Annotated in this window: 10 protein-coding genes and 1 pseudogene; all 11 read left to right on the forward strand. The window is 52.8% G+C overall.

Translation table 11 applies throughout. The annotated features are described in order from the left end of the window. Window positions 1–287, forward strand: a pseudogene (locus Q0628_RS07400) (1,4-beta-xylanase); the annotation flags it as partial. A gap of 147 nt (window positions 288–434) precedes the next feature. Then, window positions 435–2,093, forward strand: coding sequence for a sialate O-acetylesterase (locus Q0628_RS07405; protein WP_298769647.1), 1,659 nt, complete (start codon window positions 435–437; stop codon window positions 2,091–2,093). Window positions 2,094–2,302: 209 nt separating this feature from the next. Next, window positions 2,303–4,639 (forward strand): family 43 glycosylhydrolase, encoded by a 2,337-nt coding sequence (locus tag Q0628_RS07410; protein ID WP_298769649.1) that lies wholly within the window; start codon window positions 2,303–2,305, stop codon window positions 4,637–4,639. 23 nt (window positions 4,640–4,662) lie between these two features. Then, on the forward strand, window positions 4,663–6,171 hold the full coding sequence (locus Q0628_RS07415) for a carbohydrate binding domain-containing protein (RefSeq protein ID WP_298769656.1): 1,509 nt from the start codon (window positions 4,663–4,665) through the stop codon (window positions 6,169–6,171). A 125-nt stretch (window positions 6,172–6,296) separates the two neighbouring features. Continuing rightward, window positions 6,297–8,123 carry a carbohydrate-binding protein gene (locus Q0628_RS07420; protein ID WP_298769658.1) on the forward strand — a complete coding sequence of 609 codons (1,827 nt, stop codon included), beginning with the start codon at window positions 6,297–6,299 and terminating at the stop codon, window positions 8,121–8,123. A 199-nt stretch (window positions 8,124–8,322) separates the two neighbouring features. Then, window positions 8,323–11,010: a beta-L-arabinofuranosidase domain-containing protein gene (locus Q0628_RS07425; RefSeq protein WP_298769660.1), complete on the forward strand. Its 2,688-nt coding sequence runs from the start codon at window positions 8,323–8,325 to the stop codon at window positions 11,008–11,010. A gap of 103 nt (window positions 11,011–11,113) precedes the next feature. Continuing rightward, window positions 11,114–12,751, forward strand: coding sequence for a cellulase family glycosylhydrolase (locus Q0628_RS07430; protein WP_298769662.1), 1,638 nt, complete (start codon window positions 11,114–11,116; stop codon window positions 12,749–12,751). Between the two features lie 103 nt (window positions 12,752–12,854). After that, window positions 12,855–15,482: a carbohydrate-binding protein gene (locus Q0628_RS07435; protein WP_298769664.1), complete on the forward strand. Its 2,628-nt coding sequence runs from the start codon at window positions 12,855–12,857 to the stop codon at window positions 15,480–15,482. Window positions 15,483–15,701: 219 nt separating this feature from the next. After that, window positions 15,702–16,070 (forward strand): metalloregulator ArsR/SmtB family transcription factor, encoded by a 369-nt coding sequence (locus Q0628_RS07440; protein WP_298769666.1) that lies wholly within the window; start codon window positions 15,702–15,704, stop codon window positions 16,068–16,070. 1 nt (window position 16,071) lies between these two features. Next, window positions 16,072–17,514 (forward strand): SO_0444 family Cu/Zn efflux transporter, encoded by a 1,443-nt coding sequence (locus tag Q0628_RS07445; protein ID WP_298769668.1) that lies wholly within the window; start codon window positions 16,072–16,074, stop codon window positions 17,512–17,514. A gap of 159 nt (window positions 17,515–17,673) precedes the next feature. Beyond that, window positions 17,674–19,740 (forward strand): family 43 glycosylhydrolase, encoded by a 2,067-nt coding sequence (locus tag Q0628_RS07450; protein ID WP_298769670.1) that lies wholly within the window; start codon window positions 17,674–17,676, stop codon window positions 19,738–19,740. The last annotated feature ends 38 nt before the right edge of the window (window positions 19,741–19,778 follow it).

Raw genomic sequence — 19,778 nt, forward strand, 5'->3', positions numbered from 1 at the left:
GTTCCTGGATGGACGTGGATTACTTCACCTTCGTAAAGGGCAAGGATGCGACCGATCCCGAACCGATCGGTGAAGAATCGATGGTTCTGACGCAGAATCGTCTCCAGTTGCCGACCGAAGCCGAAAGCTACCGTATTTTTGACATGAACGGAAGCCTCCTGGGCAAGGTGTCCGCAACGGGAATGCAGGAACTCCGTTCAAAGGCGTCGAGCCTTGTCAAGCGCGGTGGCGTGTATCTGGCGAAGTCCGCTAGGGGGCACTCGATGCGCCTCCAGGTGGCAAAATAGCCTCCTACTTCAACAATTGTTTACGAAGGCCCCGAAAATGTTTCCGGGGCTTTGCACTTGTTGATTATTTATCCATAAAACATGCTGCTTTTTGCGAAATTTTGGCGATTTTTGAGGATAATTTTAAAGAAAACGGAGTGTTGTGATATGGACCTTAAAAAGCTTTCCGAGATTATGACAATCGTGTTGTGGTGTCTGGGCGGACTACTTCTGCTGCCCATGCTTACCTATGCGGCGCCGAATCCGAATTTCCACATTTATATCGCTTACGGCCAGTCTAATATGGCGGGTAACGGCGATATCGTTCCGGCGGAGGACCAGGACAAGTATTCCGAAAAGTTCCTGATGCTTGCCTCGCATAACGCAAACGCGAGCCAGCGTAGCGGCAAGACGAACCAGTCCATCAAGACTGGCGAATGGTACACCGCGATTCCCCCGATGTTCCACGCTTTCGAGAACCTTTCCCCGGCGGACTACTTTGGCCGTGCCATGGTGGATTCCCTGCCGGGTGTCACTGTGGGCATTATCCCGGTTGCTATCGGTGCGGTGAGCATCCGTGCCTTCGACAAGGACCAGTATGAAAGTTATTTCAAGGGCGACGGCAAGGACATCATGAGCTGGGGCTGGCCCAAGGATTACGACAACAATCCTCCGGGACGCATTCTGGAACTCGCCAAGAAGGCTAAGGAAGTGGGAGTCATCAAGGGCTTCATCTTCCACCAGGGCGAAAGCGACTGCACCGACGACAACTGGCGCAAGACCGTCTACAAGACCTACAAGGATATTATCGACGCGCTCGACCTCGACGAGAACGAGGTTCCGTTCGTGGCCGGCGAACTGCTCCAGTCGCAGGGTGCTTGCTGTTCTTCCAAGAACGGCGGCATTGCCCAGCTCAAGAACAACTTCAAGAAGTTCGGGCTTGCCTCCTCGAAGGGCCTGGAGGGCAACGGCAAGGACCCGTACCACTTCGGGCGCGCGGGCGTGATTGAACTCGGCAGGCGCTACTGCTCCGAGATGCTCAAGCTTATCGACAAGACGATTGACCCGGATGCTCCTCCTGTAAACCTGGTGGATCCGAGCCAGTCTACGGTTCCTGATGAACCGCCCGAGGAATATGGGCCCTATACCGACCCGATCGAAATCCCGGGCAAGGTGCAGGCCGAAAACTACAACAAGGGTGGAGCAAACGTTGCCTACTACGATTTGAACAAGGGTAACGAGGGCGGTAAGCTCCGCAAGGACGACGTGGACATTTACCAGCCGAACATGGGTATTGTCGTGGGCTACAACCAAAAGGGTGAATGGCTCAAGTACACCGTGAACGTGGCTGCCGACGGCGATTACGGAATTTCCGCCAACGTGGCGGGCGAGAACGGAACCGGCAGCCTGATGCTTTACATGGATGACCAGCCTATCGGTACCGAGATGGCCAATACCGGGAAAGGCTTTGATGCGTTTGAAGTTGTAAATGGTGGCAAGGCTTCGCTGAAGGCGGGTGTGCACGAACTGAAACTTGAAATTACCAACGACTGGATTGACATTGACTATGTCGAATTCAAGGCGGTTTCCTCCCAACAGCCTCTTGGATTTAAGGATGTCCGCTTGAACATGACCGAGGCCGAAAGTAGCTTTGATGTCTTTGATATGCAAGGCTCGCATGTGACGAGCTTCAATGCGCGTGGCATGGCCTCTGCCGTGAACCTACTCAAGTCGGGTTCCCTCAAGGTGCGTCGTGGGGTCTATTTGTTGCGAGGAAAGACAGAAAACGGTATCGTAAATCGCAAGGTGGATGTTTATGAAAAGTAATGAAGTCCTAATAGTGAAGCAGATAGCCGTTATTTCGGTCTTGGTCGTGATTCTCGGCTTTCTCTATGGTTGATCTTTATAGACATGGAGTGCGGGGTTCCTTTGACAAATTGTCAAGGGAACCTTTTTTGCGTATATAGGAATAATGCGGTTTCTAGGGTATCTTTAGTATAGTTGCAGGGGGTGGTGCCCTTGTAAAGGAGTATAAAATGGGATGTTTCCGGTATTTGGCCCACGCTTGCGGCGGGGTCTTGATCTATGCAACGCTTGCTTCTGCGGTTACGGTCAATAACCCGATTATGTATGTCGACAGTCCGGATCCTTCGATTGTCCGCGTTGACGACGCTTACTACATGGTGACGACGACCATGCATTTTGCTCCTGGCGTACCCGTATTCAAGAGTACCGATTTGGCCCAGTGGCGCACGGTGGGGTATGCCTACCAGACTCTCACCAATAACGACCAGCAGAACTTGAATGGCGGCAAGGATGCCTACGGTAAGGGTTCCTGGGCTTCGAGCATCCGTTACCACAAGGGATTCTTCTACGTGCTGACTCCGTCTTACACGACGGGTAAGACTCATTTGTATAAAACCGCCGATGTGGAGAGCGGTCAATGGAGCGAAGTGCAACTCCCGTTCTATCACGACCCCTCCCTTTTCTTCGATGATGACGGAACCGTGTGGGTGTTCTACGGCAGTGGCGACCAGATTAGCTATGTGCAGTTGAACGACGACGCAAGCGGCGTGAAGGCTGGCGGTAAGAGTGGCAAGATTGGCGGCGTGAGCATCAACCAGGTGACCGGCACCAGCAACTACTATGTGCAGCAGGAAGGCTCGCACATGGAGAAGGTGAACGGCGAATACTATCTGTTCACGATTTCCTGGCCGGCGGGCAAGAGCCGTAGCGAAATCGTTTACCGCTCCAAGAGCCTGCTTTCCGGTTACAGCGGAAGGTACTTCCTCTCCGATAACGGCGTTGCCCAGGGCGGCATCTTTGACACTCCCGATGGCAAGTGGTATGCGCTTTTGTTCCGCGATTCCGGCCCGGTTGGACGTATGTCGCACCTGGTCCCGATGGAATGGAAGGACGGCTGGCCGGTTCCGACCAGTGGCTCCAAGGCCCCTTCTACAATTGACTTGCCGGAATCCCCGCTGCCGGGCTACGGCATGGTCACCAGCGACGATTTTGAATCCAGCGAACTTGCTCTTGAATGGCAGTTCAACCACAATCCCGATAACAAGAACTGGAGTTTGTCTGCAAATCCGGGATTTTACCGCATTACTACGAGCCGCACCGATAGCCGCGTGGTGAATGCGAAGAACACCCTGACCCAGCGTTCCTTTGGCCCCAAGAGTTCTGGCCGTACGCTTGTCGATGGCACCGGCATGAAGGATGGCGACATGGCCGGCCTCGTTGCCCTGCAAGATGACAAGGGCTTTGTGGCGCTTGCTAAAGATGGCGGCAGCTACAAGGTGGTGATGTATACCGGAAACAAGGACGGCGAAAGCCTGAAGGAAACGAAGGCGATTTCGGGTTCCAAGGTTTACCTGCGAATCGATTTCGACTTGCCGATTGACCGCGGTACCGCCTACTTCTATTACAGCACCGATGGCAACACCTGGTCAAAAATTGGTAGCGACGTGAAGCTCAATTACGACCTCCACATGTTCGTGGGTGTGCGTTGGGGCCTCTTCAACTTTGCAACAAAGCAGGCGGGCGGCTATGCGGACTTTGACTGGTTCAAGGTCGGTGTTGATGCGAACGATGAAATTTATCTCGATGGCGCTGGCTCTGAACCTGTTCCGCAGACTCCGTTCTGCGCCGCCGGTGAAAACTGCCCCGCCGTTGCTCTCCCGGGCAAGATTGAGGCCGAAAACTTCGACGTGCCGGGCAAGGGCAAGGACGGTACCTCTTACTACGATGGCGATTCCGAGAACCACGGCGATAGCGACTACCGCGAAGGTACCGGCGTTGACCTTTACAAGAAGGCGACTGGAATTATTGTGGGCTACAACAGCGAAGGCGACTGGCTCGAATACACGGTGAACGTGAAGGAAGCGGGGGACTACACCATGTTCGCGGCAGTCGCTGCAGCGGGTAACACTTCTAGCTTCAAGCTCTCCCTGGATGGCAAGGACATCACCGAAGAAATTGCGGTGCCTGCGGCAAGTTCCGGCGAAGACAATTACGACGATTACAACAAGGTGCAGGCCAACGTGACGCTCCCTGCTGGCGAACATGTACTCCGCTTTACGGTGGTTGGCTCTTGGCTCGATATCGACTACTTTACATTCGTGAAGGGCAAGGACGCCACGGACCCCGAACCGATTGATCCGACGGGGATTGCCAATGCGGTTCGTTACGATGTGCAGGCTGAACAGGTTTACCGCGTGTACGGCTTGAACGGAAGCTTTGTGGGAACCGTGTTTGCAGCAAGTGCAAGCGAGGCTCAGTCCAAGGTGCGCGCCATGGTTTCGAAAAAGGGCGTGTACCTGATCAGGGCGAAGAATGGGATGGTTCGTCGCTTTATGGTAACGAAATAAGGGCTGCAAAAAAGGAGCGAAGGATGTTTGGTATGAAAAATTTGGGCAAGGTGGTGCTTGCCCTCGCGAGTGTTGCGCTGTTTACGGGTAATGCTTTTGCAGACAACCTAACTGTAGACGGGAAATCCCGCAGCATGCTCGTGTATGCTCCGTCGGGAATCGAAAAGAATCGCCCGCTCATCATTCAGATGCACGGCATGAACCAAGATGCCCCCTACCAGAAGAATGCGGCGAAGTGGGAAAGCATAGCCGATACGGCTCGCTTCGTGGTGGTGTTCCCCAATGGCGAAAACAAGGCCTGGGACATTGGCGGCGATAAGGATGTCAATTTCTTGAAGGCAATCATCAACGAAATGTATCAAAAATACGGAATTGATAAAAACCGTGTATATGTTTCGGGATTTTCGATGGGCGGCATGATGAGCTACCATGCGGCAAACAAGATGGGCGACATGATTGCGGCTATTGCGCCCGTTTCGGGTGGTGGCGGCGTGAATTCGCCCAAGCGTGCGATGCCGATTATGCATACGCACGGCACGAGCGACGATGTGGTGAATTATAACAGCACCGTGAATACCCTGAAGGGCTGGGTCAATGCGCAAAAGTGCTCAAGCAGTTCGCAGAAGATTAAGCCGTATCCGACGACTAAGTCGGGCTCTGCCGCGTCTCTTGAAATTTGGAGCGGTTGCACCGACAATGTAGAAGTGCGCCTGCTGACAATCGAAGGAAAGGGCCACTGGTATTCCATGGACGAGGCCGTGAGCGTGAACACGAGCGTGGAAATCTGGAACTTTGTGAAGAACTATTCGCTGGATGGTTCCTCTCTTCCGCCGCCGACACCTGCGATTGTCGTGCCTACGAACCGCGATGAAGTCTTTAACGGCGGCTTCGATTCGAGCGCCGTGGCTTGGGACTTGCAGCTACATGGCGATGCCGCTGCGACTGGTGATGCGAAAGATGGAAAGTACCAGCTTGACATTTCCGCTATCGGTACGCAGAATTACCAGGTGCAGCTGATTCAGCACGACTTGCATCTTGAAAAAGATCGGTGGTACGAGGTAAGCTTTGAAGCAAGTGCAGGGGCTGCCCGCACGCTCGAAGTGAATGTGGAGCAGCACAACGATCCGTGGGCGAGCTACCTCAAGGAAAATCAGAATTTTGATCTTGGCACGGATATGAAAACCTATTCGTTCAAGTTCCAGATGACGGCCGCGACGGATACGAACAGCCGCCTGAGTTTCAATGCCGGTGCTGCGACGGGAACGCTTACGCTCGACAACGTGAAAATTGCAAAACTCGATGCCGCGCAAATTCCTGAGGAAGGTCCGTCGACTTTGCGTGGGGTACAGTACATGCGTGAGCAACCATCGGCGTACGCCGTGTTCGATATACACGGAAGCAGGCTCGGCTTGGTTGAAATTCATGGTGCAGGCATTGCCGAATCGCTTGAACAGGCTGGGTTCACTAAGGGTGTTTACCTTTTGCGGAGCTTGAAGGGCGAAAAGTCGCTCCTGGTGCCCGTATCCCGTTAAAAAACGCCATTTTTCCCATAGCGCTTCATTGATAAATAATCAATGAATCCTTTCTTTTAGGTGGGTGTTTTTCCTTTTTTTAAGAATATTTTTTTAGGTGTAAATATCATCATGGAGTGATGAAGATGTTTGGCTTAAAAAAATACTCGTTCGGCGGGGCTATCGCCCTTGCTTTTTGTGGTTTGGCCTCTCAGGCCTTTGCGCATCCTGACAGCCTGGTGCTTACGCCCCCTTTGGGATGGAACAGCTGGAACGTTTTCCACGAAAACATCAATGAAAAGCAGATTCAGGAAATTGCCGATGCCATGGTCTCTTCTGGCTTGAGGGATGCTGGCTACATTTACTTGAACCTCGACGACAACTGGATGGACACCAAGCGCGATGCCCAGGGTAATCTCCAGAATAATCCGAAAACATTCCCGAGCGGCATGAAGGCCATTGCCGATTACGTGCATAATAAGGGCCTGAAGTTCGGTCTTTATGGCGACCGCGGCAAGCGTACCTGTCACCATTACAATAGCAACTGGCAAAGCGAAAGCGGCTCCAACGGTCACGAAGAACAGGATGCCAAGAAACTCGCCGAATGGGGCGTGGACTACTGGAAGTACGACAACTGCGATTCCGACCCGACAACTCAGGAAAAAGATTACACCGCCATGTCCAAGGCCCTCCGCAATTCCGGACGCGACATCGTGTTCAGCATTTGCATGTGGGAATACAAGGACTGGATGCCTAAAATCGCTAACCTCTGGCGTACTACATTTGACATCGGTCCCGAATGGATTTCTACCTCCTGGTACCGCGGCGTCTACGAAATTATCGATGCCAACAACAAGTACTGGCAGATTGCAAAACCCGGCCACTGGAATGACCCGGACATGCTCGAAGTAGGCAACAGGGGGCTCTCTTACGAGGAACAGCGCTCCCAGATGACGATGTGGTCCATCATGGCTGCTCCCATCATGATCAGTTCCGACGTGCGCAACATGAGCAACGAGACCAAGGAACTCTACCTGAACAAGGACATGATTGCCATCAACCAGGACTCTCTTGGCGTTCAGGGACATCGCGTCTCCGACGTGAACGGCAAGCAGATTTGGACCAAGCCCTTGAAGAATGGCGACATTGCCGTGGCACTTCTGAATAACAACAATTCTACCCAGACTGTGGAATGCAACTTTGCAGACATTGGCGTAGAAGGCGAAGTGGAAGTTCGCGATGCCTGGAAAAAGAAGGACCTGGGCCCGGTTTCCCATGTTTCTATCGAACTTCCGGCACATGGCTCGGCACTTCTCCGTTTGGTTCTCAAGCCGGTTCCGCGCGCACCGTTCAAGGGCGAAGCTCTCGCTATTCCGGGCAAGATCGAAGTGGAAGATTTCGACATTAACGGTGTGGGCCAGGGCAATACCACCTACAACGAAAGCGATACCGAAAACCACGGCGATTCCGACTACCGCCCGGGTACCGGTGTGGACCTTTACAAGAAGGCGTCTGGTATCATTGTAGGCTACAACCAGGCGGGCGAATGGCTCGAATACACCGTGAAGGTGGCCTCGACGGGAACTTACACCATGAACGCTTCTGTGGCTTCTGCCAACAATACGTCAAGCTTCAAGCTCTCCATGGATGGCAAGGACATTACCGAAGAAATCGCCGTGCCAGCTGCAACCGAGGGCGAAGACAACTATGACGAATACAATACGGTCGAAGCCAAGGTGAACCTGACCGAAGGCGAACACATTCTCCGCTTCACGGTTACCGGCGACTGGATGGACATCGACTGGATTGAATTCTGCGCAGGCGAAAGCTGCGAAGATCCGCAAGGGATTCGCACTGCTCTCCCTGCCGCCATGAACCGCGACTTGGCTCCGCGACTCCTCAAGAAGGGTAACACGCTCTTCGTCGAAAAGAACGGCAAACGCTTCGACCTGACCGGACACAGAATCAAGTAATATACTGCTTCAAAGTTACTCCTATGAATAAAAGGCTTCGCTAGTAATGGCGGGGCTTTTTTGCGATATTTCCGCTTGAAAATCGCGTCGGGCATTATTGAAATTTCTGCAAAAGTATTTGATCCAAGGTACATAAAGTCGCCTGTTGCAAGAGGTATTTTTATAGAGGTAGTGTGGTGCTGGAAAAGGATGGTACGAGATGTTTGGTTTTAACGCAAGGCGTTTCGCCTTTGTCACTTTCGCTGCGGTTTGCTGCTTGTTTTCGCAGGGGTTTTCGCAAGACCTGCTTTACCCCGACATGTTCGCGCTTGGCGATGTGCAACTGCTCGATGGTCCGCTGAAAGAGCGGCAGGACTTGAATGTTGAAACGCTACTCGCCTACGACACGGACAAACTAATTGCACCATTTTACGAAGAAGCGGGGATGAAACCGAAGGCCAGCAAGTTTTCGAACTGGGCGGGTCTCGATGGCCACGTGCTGGGGCATTACCTGAGTGCCTTGGCGATGCAGTATGCGGCAACCGGCGACGAACTCATCAAGGAACGGTTGGAATACGTGCTGAGCGAACTCAAGACAATTCAGGACTACAATTCCAGGGACAATAATTTCAAGGGTTACCTGAGCGGCGTTCCGAACGGGAAGCAGATGTGGCTCAAGTTTAAGAGTGGAAACGCGGGCGCGCAGAACGGCTATTGGGTGCCGTGGTACAACATTCACAAGACCTTTGCGGGCCTCCGCGATGCCTACATTTATGGCGGCTATGAACAGGCGAAGACGATGTTCCTTGCCCTTTGCGACTGGGGCCTTACGATTACGGGCGGACTCAACGACAATGCCATGGAATCGATGCTTGGCACGGAACATGGCGGCATGGACGAAGTCTACGCCGATGCATACGCGCTGACGAAAAACGAGAAGTACCTGAAGGAGGCCAAGCGCTGGTCGCACAAGTGGCTTTTAAACGCGATGGCTGCAGGAAACGACAACCTGACGAACATCCACGCGAATACGCAGGTGCCGAAAGTCGTGGGTTTTGCACGTATCGCGGAACTCACGAACGATGCGACTTATGTAAAGGGCTCCGAGTTCTTCTGGGACCGTGTGGTGAACAAGAGGAGCATTGCAATTGGCGGCAACAGCATCTCGGAACATTTCCCGGCGCTCGACAATCACAAGAAGTATGTAGAGGAACGCGAAGGACCGGAATCGTGCAACACCTACAACATGCTTAAGCTTACAGAACGCCTGTTCAATATGGATCACGACGCCAAGCAGGCGGACTTTTACGAACGCGCCCTCTTTAACCATATTTTATCTACAATACATCCGAAACATGGCGGGTACGTGTACTTCCCTCCTGCGCGTCCCCGCCATTATCGGGTGTATTCCAAGGTGAATGCGGCCATGTGGTGCTGCGTGGGTTCCGGAATGGAAAACCCGACGAAGTACAGCCAGTTTATTTATACGAAGGACGGCGATGAACTATATGTGAACCTGTTTGCCGCATCGCTTCTGAACTGGAAAGACAAGAAGGTAAAAATCAAGCAGGAAACGGCTTTCCCGAAGGGAGAATCGGCGAAGTTTACCGTTACGGGTTCGGGCTCCTTCGATTTTATGGTGCGCCACCCGTACTGGGTAAAAGAAGGCGATTTCAAGGTAATCGTGAACGGCGATACCGTCGTGAAAAAGTCGGAGCCCTCCAGCTATGTTTCTGCGGGAAAATCGTGGAAGTCGGGCGATGTAATCGAGGTTCTGTTCCCGATGTACACGCATACCGAAGATTTGCCAGGCGTGAGCGATTATGTGGCGCTTTTGCACGGGCCAATCGTGCTTTCTGCAAAGACCGGAACTGAAAACCTGAACGGCCTTGTGGCCGATGATGGTCGCTGGAGCCATATTGCGTCGGGAGCGTTGCAGTCGCTGGATCAGGCACCGATGCTTGCGAGCAAGAAGGAAGATATTCCATCGAAGGTGGAGAGCGTGAAGGGTGAACCGATGCACTTTAAGGCGCCGTACCTGTTTGCGAATAAGAAAGATGCGAATCTGTTGCTGGAGCCGTTCTATGAAGTGCACGATGCGCGTTACATGATGTACTGGATGGTGCTTACGGACCCCTCGATTCTCGAACGCCTGAAGAAGGAACAGGAAGAGGCATTGGCGCTCGACGAGAAGACGGTAGATAAAGTGGCGCCCGGCGAGCAACAGCCCGAAGTGGACCACAAGATGAAAACGGAAAATTCTTCGACGGGAACGCATCAGGGTGAATTCTACCGCGATGCGGGCAAGTGCAGTGGAGGTGATGGTGGACTCATCAGCTATGAATTCGAGACGAACAGCGAAGATTCCCTGAGCCTCATGGTGCGCTACTGGGGCAACGAGGGCTGCACCCGAGAATTCGACATCAAGATAGATGATGAAAAGCTTGTGACCGAAAATATTTCGGGCAAGTGGAACAAGGACGAATTTGTGAACGTGACTTACCCGATTCCGGACAACATGGTGAAGGGCAAGAAGATTGTGCAAATCTCGTTTACGGCAAGTTCGGGAATGGTGGGCGGCATTTATAGCGTGCGTCTGCTGCGCAATAAGCCTAAGCCTGAACCGATGACGATTGCCGCGCCCAGAGAGTCGCGAATCGTTCGCCCCGATTTGAAGGCCCGCGTTTACGGCGGCGAGTTGCAGATTGCTTCCGGAACGGCGCTCTCGCAGGGCTTTACCGCAAGGATTTACGCGATGAACGGTCGCCTAGTCAAGTCGCAGATGCTGCCTGCGGGACAATCCGCCTTCAGCATCGGCATCGCTGACATGCAAAGCGGTATGTACATATTGAAAGTTCAGCGCGACGGCTTCAGTTTCGCAAGTACCATCTTCAGAAAGAGTCTCTAACATTGTCTTTCCGTTGACATCTTATCCATAGGAACTCTCTTGGCACAAGCTCCTTTTTATTTTGTTAAACCTATTTTCTTTTTGGTGAAATGAGGATGTTCATATGAAGACAAAGATTCTATTGGCTTCCGTTTTGGCTCTTGTAGCGAGTTCTTTCGCGGTGACGAGTCAGTTCCGCGGAGTCAACTGGGCGGATAAGCGCGACAATTTTGTGTCTGACGTGCTGGTGCTTTCGGGCTTAAGCCTTTCGGACAATTACCAGTCGGCATCGGTGGTGGCTGAACTCGTCATAGGACAGTTCCAGGAGCTGTTCGGTACGAACAGCGTGCGCATGCCGGTGAACGAACCGACGGTTCTCAAAGCGTTTGACATGTATTCCGGTGCCTTGGATGTGGCTCTCAAGCATGGTCGCCTGGTGATGGGCTACTGGGGCCCTGCACAGCCCTCTGGCCCGAAGAACATGGATGACTGGTGGAAAATGTGGGCGAAAATCGTCGAAAAGTATGGCGACCATCCGAACGCCTACTTTGAAATTTTCAACGAACCGCACATGTACAGCAAGGACGAACTGCGCAACTTGTATGCAACATGGCTTGAAAAGTTCCCGGATGTGCCGCGCGACCATATTCTGCTTGACGGCTCGGGCCTTGCGTGGAACGTTCCCGACATTGCCGACGACCCGCGTTTTGAAGGCTGCCTTTTTGCGGTGCACGAATATACCTTCTGGAACATGAGCATTACCACCGAACAGGGCTGGAAAAACAGCTTCAAGGGTAAGGTGGGCAAGTACATTGACCGCACGGTGTGTACGGAATGGGGCGGTGCCATGAGCCCTGGCGACAAGGCGGGCGTGCATTACGATTACATGGACTATAATTCTACTCCGACGAACTATTTTATGGCCTACATTCGCGGCATGAGCGACCAGCTGCGCGAATGGGAAATGGGCAGCTTTTACTGGCCGGGGCTTCGCGATGGCGACTGGTACAGCATGACCAAGCGCACTGGCGAAGGGGCGAACATCAAGCTTGAAATCGTGAACCAGTCGGGCGTAGACCGCATGAAAATGGCTTGGGCAGACACTGTCGAGACGACTCCGCTCGTGCGCGAGGCGTTTAGTGGCGAACCTGCGGCGATTCCGGGCGTAATCGAGGCCGAGAATTACGACAAGGGCGGGAACCGTTTCAGCTTCTACGACAAGGATGCCGCGAACAAGGGCGAAATCTACCGCGAAGATGCGGTGGATGTCGTTACCCTCGATGGCGCAACCTGTGAAGGCGATGCCTGCAAGGGCTATGCAATCGGCTACACCGAGGCGGGCGAGTGGCTCGAATACAGCGTGAAAGTCGCTGCCGATGGCAAGTACGGCGTTCGCGCGAATGTGGCGACCGCTTCCGAGACTTCAAAAATCCAGCTGCTTGTCGACGGCAAGGTGCTTCTCGATACCGTTACGATCGACAAGGTCGACACGACCTGGAATGTATACAAAGAAATCGATATCGGAGCCGCTAACCTTACTGCTGGCGAACACATTCTAAGGCTTGTCATTGCAGGCAGCTATGTGAATGTAGACTGGCTCCAGTTCTGCGAAAAAGAAACTTGTGAAGACAAAACAGGAATCCGTGCAATCGTTCCGACCCCTGTTTCCAAGATGGCCCCGCGCCTCCGCAAACAAGGCGGCAAGCTTTTTGTCGAAAAGAACGGAATGCGTTTTGACTTGACCGGACACTGCATCAAATAAGTGTCTCGGCATTGACAACTTGTCAACGAGAACTCCCGAAAAGGGAGTTCTTTTTTTGCATGCAAAAAATATCTTTGAACTAGGTGTAAATGTGAGGTTTCTTATGGATACAAGGATTCTTTCTTTGGTGTTTGGCTGCACGCTCGCTTTTACAGGTGCCGCCACGGCAGCCACTCAGGCAACTTTCTATGTGTCGCCAGGTGGAAGTGATGCCGCCAAGGGCACGAAGGACGCTCCTTTCAAGACGATTACGCAGGCACAGAAAGCCGTGCGCGCCATAAACGGAACCATGACGGGCGATATCGAGGTGATTCTTCGCGAAGGTACCTACGCGCTCCCCGCAACAATCAACTTTGACGAACGCGATGGTGGTAAGGACGGTCACTATGTGCGTTATAAAGCGGCCGAAGGTGAACGCCCGCTGATTACCGGCGGTATGCCTATTACGGGCTGGACTCTGCATGACGAGGCAAATAATATCTGGAAAGCCGAAGGTGTCGACGGTCGTTTTCGCCAGCTGTACGTGAACAACCGTAAGGCGGTTCGCGCCTGTTTTCCTAACGTGATTGCAGCAAACGAAAAGGGGCCGGGCGGCTTCGATCACGATTTCGTGCGCCTCACGAAGGTGGATTCTACGGGCCGTGCCTTCGATGTTTCTGCAGACTACATCAAGGATATCAAGAACATCGAGGATGTCGAAATCCACCTGATGATTGCCTGGTCCGAAAACATCTTGCGCCTGGAAAAGGCCCAGGTGAACGGCGGTACGGCAAAGCTCATTCCCAAGGATCCTGAACGCACTAAGTTGTTCCACCGCGCATACCCCATGCTCGGTACCGCTTTCATGAGCAATCCGCCTAAGCAGCAGGTCTTTTATCTGGAAAACTCCTACGACTTGATCGATGCTCCGGGTGAATGGTACCTGGACGAAAAGGAACACGTGCTTTACTATAAGCCTCGTTCCGGTGAAAGTATGTCGACTGCTCATGTGGTTGCGCCTCGACTCAATACCTTGTTCAGCATCTTGGGTAAGGATACCAAGAACAAGGTGGGTTACATGTCTTTCGAAGGCCTGACATTTGCTCATTCCAACTATACTCGCCCGAGCGAAGAAGGTTTTTTGGATTTGCAGGCGGCAAACTTCAACGTAGATGTTCTTCCGGATCCGGGTCGCGGAAACTGGGAAAAGTTGAACAGTAACAAGTATTTGCTGTGGCGCCCCGATGCGGCTTTCCGCGTCGAGAATGCGCATCATTTTTTGGTGCAGGGGAACGTGTTCTCGCAGATTGCTGCCACGGGTCTCGACTTTGTTTCCGGTACCAATGACGACATGATTCAGGGAAATGCCTTCTTCGAAATCGGTGCTGCGGGCATTATGCTGGGCAAGTTCTATCAGGATTCCACGACAGAAATCCACATCGCCTACAACCCGAGTGACAAGGATGAAATCAGCACCCGCGATACGGTCAAGAACAACCTGATCACTAACGTGACGAACGAGCATCAGGGGGCCGTAGGTATTGGCGCCGGTTACCCCCGCTATGTGGTAATCGAACATAACGAAGTCTCTTACACTTACTATTCGGGCATTTCTATTGGCTTTGGCTGGACAAAGGCTCAGACCGCCATGACCAACAACCATGTGAACTGGAACGAGATTCACCACATTGCCCGCTTGCTTTGCGACTCCGGCCCGATCTACACGCTCTCTAACCAGGGGACCGGTAGCGAAATCCAGCACAACTATATCCACGATAACGGAACGTCCAAGTGGGCGGACTACTGGAACGTGCCTATTTACCTGGACGAAGGTTCCAGCGGCTTTACCGTGAAGGAAAACGTGTTCAAGAATTCTCCTTCCGGCGTGGGCCAGAACCAGGCCGGTCAGAATATGTTACAGCAGGACGGCAACTATTACAGCGAGAATGTGGTGAACAACGCCGGTATTGAAAAAGATTTTCGTTACATCCGCGACATTAAGGAAATTCCTTTGGCGGACTTCAGCAACACTGTGGCGCAGGCTCCGTACAAGGCTGCGTTCAGCATTCCTGGATTTATTCAGGCGGAGGATTATGACGAGGGTGGTCAGAGTGTATCTTACAGCGACAAGGACTTTGTGAACGAGGGTAAAGCCTATCGCGAAGATGGCGTGGATGTGGTGGGCCTTGGATGTGCCGATTCTGCGGCCATTCAGGACTGCAAGGGCTATGCCGTTGGTTATACGCAGGCAGGCGAATGGCTCGAATATAGTATAAAGGTGACTGAGGGGGGTGAATACTACTTCCGTGCCAATGTCGCGAGCGGTCTTGATGTGGGTAGCTTTATGCTTCTTCTCGATGGTAAGGCTATTACCGATACTGTCGCGGTGCCGCAAGGTGAGGACTGGAATACCTATGGTGCGGTTGACGGTAGGACCTATGCAATTGAGGCCGGTGAACATGTACTGCGTCTCCTGTTTACGGGCAGTTACGTGAATCTTGATTGGATTAATTTTGCTCAGGATGAAAGCGGATTGGAACAGATTCGCGGAACTACGGGCATGCACTTAGGACTCGGAGAAACTGGCTATGATGTGTTCGGCATGGATGGCTCCTATATCTGCCGCATAGGGGGAATGGCTGCTCGTGGTAATCTCAAGGCAGCTCTCGCGGCAAAGGGCGTTATGTCCGGCATGTATGTCGTGCGTGGTCTCGACAGCCACAGGTCTATCAAGGTCAACATTGTGAGGTAAAAGGACTATATTGGCCCTTCGAGGAGTCAAAAAGAAATCGTTTGGAGTTCTTGCCGGATTCCTTGTCTGTGCGACTACGAGGGTCTTTGCCGCCGAAAACCCGCTCACATTGTGGTATGATAGCGATGCTCATAATTTCCTGGTTGACGGGGAATTTTTTTTATGAAATGGGGCGGGCGTCTCTTGACAAAACTCCGAAAAAAATGTATATATGAAAATATGAATACTTGTTCATATGTTAAAAGCAATAAAGGCCATCGTCACGATGCGGTTATGGGAATTCCAAAGATGGACGTGTCAATCGATACCCTTTTCGAACTTTCTGAATTCTTCAAGTTTTTTGGCGATACCACGCGCATCCGTATCATCCACCTGATGCTTTCGGGCGAACTCTCGGTGAACGAGATCGCAGAAAAATTGAACCTTGAACAGTCGGTGGTGAGCCACCAGCTGCGCATTCTCCGCACGGCGAATCTCGTGAAGCCGCGCCGAGATGGCCGCAAGATGTTCTATTCGCTCGATGACGAACATATCGGGCTCATTTTCGATACGGGCCTCACGCACATTTTGCACAAGAAGGGAAAATAAGATGCCTGCTGTTCTGGAAATTCTAGAGAAATTCGTTTTACAATTTGTTACGCTGTTTTCCGAAATGGCGCCGTTTTTGCTGCTTGGTTTTTTGCTTGCGGGTGTTTTGCATGTGTGGGTGCCGAATCATCTGTACGTGCCCAAGATTTCCAAGTCGAATTTTATGTCGGTGCTGTGGGCGGCTCTGTTCGGTGTGCCACTCCCGATTTGCAGCTGCGGCGTGATTCCCACGTCGATTGCACTCCGGAGGGAGGGGGCGAGCAGGGGCGCGAGCGTGAGCTTCCTCATTTCGACGCCTGCGACGGGAGTGGATTCTATCCTCGCGACGTATTCGCTGCTCGGACTCCCGTTTGCGATTTTGCGCCCGATTGCGGCGTTTGCGACGGCTCTTTTCGGTGGCGTGCTCACGAACATCGTTTCTCGCGGGGAAGATACTGCGGCGCATGCCAAGGCTCACCCCGAAACGATTGACTTTGATGACTGCGATACCGATCACCATTGCGGTTGTGGCCACTGCGAAAAGGAACATGACGACCAAGAAGGTCACGGACATTGCGGTTGTGGTGGACACGATGTGCACCAGATGACTTTTTTGCAGAAGGTCGCGGAGACTTTCCGCTACGGGCTCGTGAACATGGTGGGCGACGTGAGCAAGTGGCTGCTCATTGGCCTCTTGTTGGGTGCCTTGATTTCGGCGTTTGTCCCGAACGAACTCTTCCTTGCCCTGCGTGAATATCCGCTGCTCTGTATGCTTGCCGTGCTCATGCTCGCGATGCCGATGTACACGTGTGCGACGGGTTCCATTCCGCTTGCGCTTGCGCTTGTGGCGAAGGGGATTACTCCGGGGGCGGCCCTCGTGCTGCTCATGGCTGGCCCCGCGACGAGTATCGCCTCGATGCTTGTGGTAGGGAAGGCGTTTGGCAAGCGGACTCTCGTGGCATACCTTGTCTCGATTGCGGTCGGCGCGATTGGCTTCGGGCTGATTGTCGATACGTTCTTCATGGACACCTTCCTTGCGGCGATGCTCCCGCAGGGTGGCGCGGAATGCCACGGTCACGGGGCGCTAGGCGTGTTTGACTATGTATGTGCGGGCTTGCTCGCTGCATTCATGATTTACGCGAAGTTCGGGCACAAGGGCTGCGGTTGCGGGCACGAACATGGTGGACATTGCGGGTGCGGCCACGAAGAGTGCAGCTGTCATGACCATGAAGAGGAATGCGATGAAGGCGTTCACATGATTTACCGAGTGAACGGCATGAGCTGCAGCCATTGCAAGGCGTGCGTCGAAAAGGCGGTACGTATGCTAGACGGTGTGGAATCTGCCGAGGCCGATGTTTCAAAGAAGGAACTTCGCGTGGAGTGGCATGATGCGCACGATATCGATGAAGGTTCGCTCAAGAAGGCCGTTGAAGAAGCGGGCTTTGAGTTCGGCGGTAGAGTTTAAAGATCTCCGCCTGCGTGGAGATTTTAAACAAAAAAGCCTGTTTTACTATTGACAACTTATCCATGCGAACATGTCTTTCGCATGGAATTTTTCATGATTTGTGGGTAATTTTAGAATGGTGAGTTTATAAATGCCTCTAGGGGCGAAAAGGGATGTCCTATGAGTTTTGGTAAAAAGACCGGAATGGTGTGCGCTTTGCTCGGTTTCGGGCTTTGCACGCAGGCAATGGCCGAAAATCCGCTTATCCAGACATATTATTCTCCGGACCCGGCGCCTGTCGTGTTCGGCGATACGCTTTGCACCTATTCCGGCAACGATGAGGGCGGTAGCTTCTTCACGATGCACGGCTGGCGCGTTTCTTGCACCACGGATATGGTGAACTGGACCGACATGAACACCCTCATTTTGGAAGCGGGTGACTTTAACGGTTCTGCCAAGAAGAACGGCGACTGGGCGTCTCAATGCATTCGTCGTAATGACAAGTACTATTATTACGTGACCGTGGAATCCACCCGCGGTGGCCGCGCCGTCAACGTGGCCGTGTCCGACAAGAAGGAAGGCCCCTTCAAGGATGCCCTGAACGGCAAGCACCTGGCGGGCCCCAACTGGGACTACATCGACCCCACCGTATTTATTGATGACGATGGCCAGGCATGGCTCTACTGGGGTAACCCGAAGCTCTATTACTGCCCCCTCAAGGAGAACATGATCGAATGCGCAAGCGACATCAAGGTCTCCGACATGAGCACCTTTAACGGCAAGTATACCGAAGGCCCGTGGATTCACAAGCGCGGCAAGAAGTATTACATGATTTACGCCGCCGGTGGCATTCCCGAATCCATTGACTATTCCTGGAGCGATTCCCCGACGGGCCCCTGGACTTACAAGGGCGTCATTATGCCGAGTAGCGAACCGGGTGCCGCGTTCACCGTCCACTCCGGCATTGTCGACTTTAAGGGCCGCAGCTTCTTCTTCTACCACAACCAGAAGAACGTGAAGGGCGGCGGCTACAGCCGTTCTACCGCCATCGAGGAATTCACCTGGAATGCCGACGGTACCATTCCCACGATCCGCGCCACCAACAATGGCGTCGTGAAGCCCATCAAGAACCTTGACCCGTTCGTGCGCGTGGAAGCCGAAACCAAGGCCTGGGTGGGCGGCATGACTGTCAATACGTCGGGCGGCTACACCATCATCGAGCATGTCGGTTCCGAATACGGCAATGTGTTCCTCACCAAGATGAATAGCGGATTCTATACCAAGGTGCGCTCTGTTGACATGGGCGACGGTGCCGACCGCATTATCGTTTGCACCAGGGGTAACGGCGGTAAGCTTGAACTCCATGCCGGTTCCGAAAACGGTGCTCTCCTTGCATCCATGAATATCCCTTCAAGTTCTGCTTGGGAAGAACATACCTTCGACATGGCCGATGCTGCTGGCGTCGATGACCTGTTCTTCGTAGTAAAGCAGGGCGGTTTCGATTTCGACTACTGGTACATGGAAAGCGAAAAGACTGCCGTTCCGCAGACGCCTTACAAGGGCACTGCCGCTGTGGTTCCGGGCAAGATCGAGGCCGAAAACTACGACGAAGGCGGCCACAACAAGGCCTTTTACGACAATGACCGCGAAAACCAGGGCAAGGTCTACCGCGAAGACGAAGTCGACGTGGTTGACATTAGCGATTCCAAGTGCGGGGACGCGGCCTGCACGGGTTATGCCATCGGTTACACGCAAGAAAACGAATGGGTCGAATACACCATCGATGTCGCCGCTGACGCCAAGTACAACATCGTTGCGAACGTGGCTACCGCATTTGAGACCTCTGCAATGCAGTTGTTCATTGACGACAAGGAAATTACCGAATCTGTGGTGCTCCCGAAGGTCGACAGCGTATGGACTACGTACAAGGTAATTGATGTCGGTTCTGCGGAACTTAAGAAAGGCGAACACGTGCTCAAGCTCTTGATTACCGGCGGTTACTTGAACGTGGACTGGATTCAGTTCACCGATCCGAATAGTCCGGATGTGATGATTGCGCGCTCTGTACACATGATGCCGCAGGCAAGGGTGTCTTACAGAGTCTTTGGTGCGACAGGTAAATTCCTCGGCCGAATTGACCATGTCGGTGTTAGTCTCGCTGAAACTATGAAGAATGCTGGCTTTGCGAAAGGCGTATACATTGTGCGCAGTTTCAACGGCATGGCGAAGAAAGTTTGGATAAAGTAGTTTTCTAGCCCTTGATAAAAAGTCCATAGGAAATTTTT

Origin of the sequence: uncultured Fibrobacter sp. (genome assembly GCF_937877005.1) — a bacterium.
Lineage (GTDB): Bacteria > Fibrobacterota > Fibrobacteria > Fibrobacterales > Fibrobacteraceae > Fibrobacter.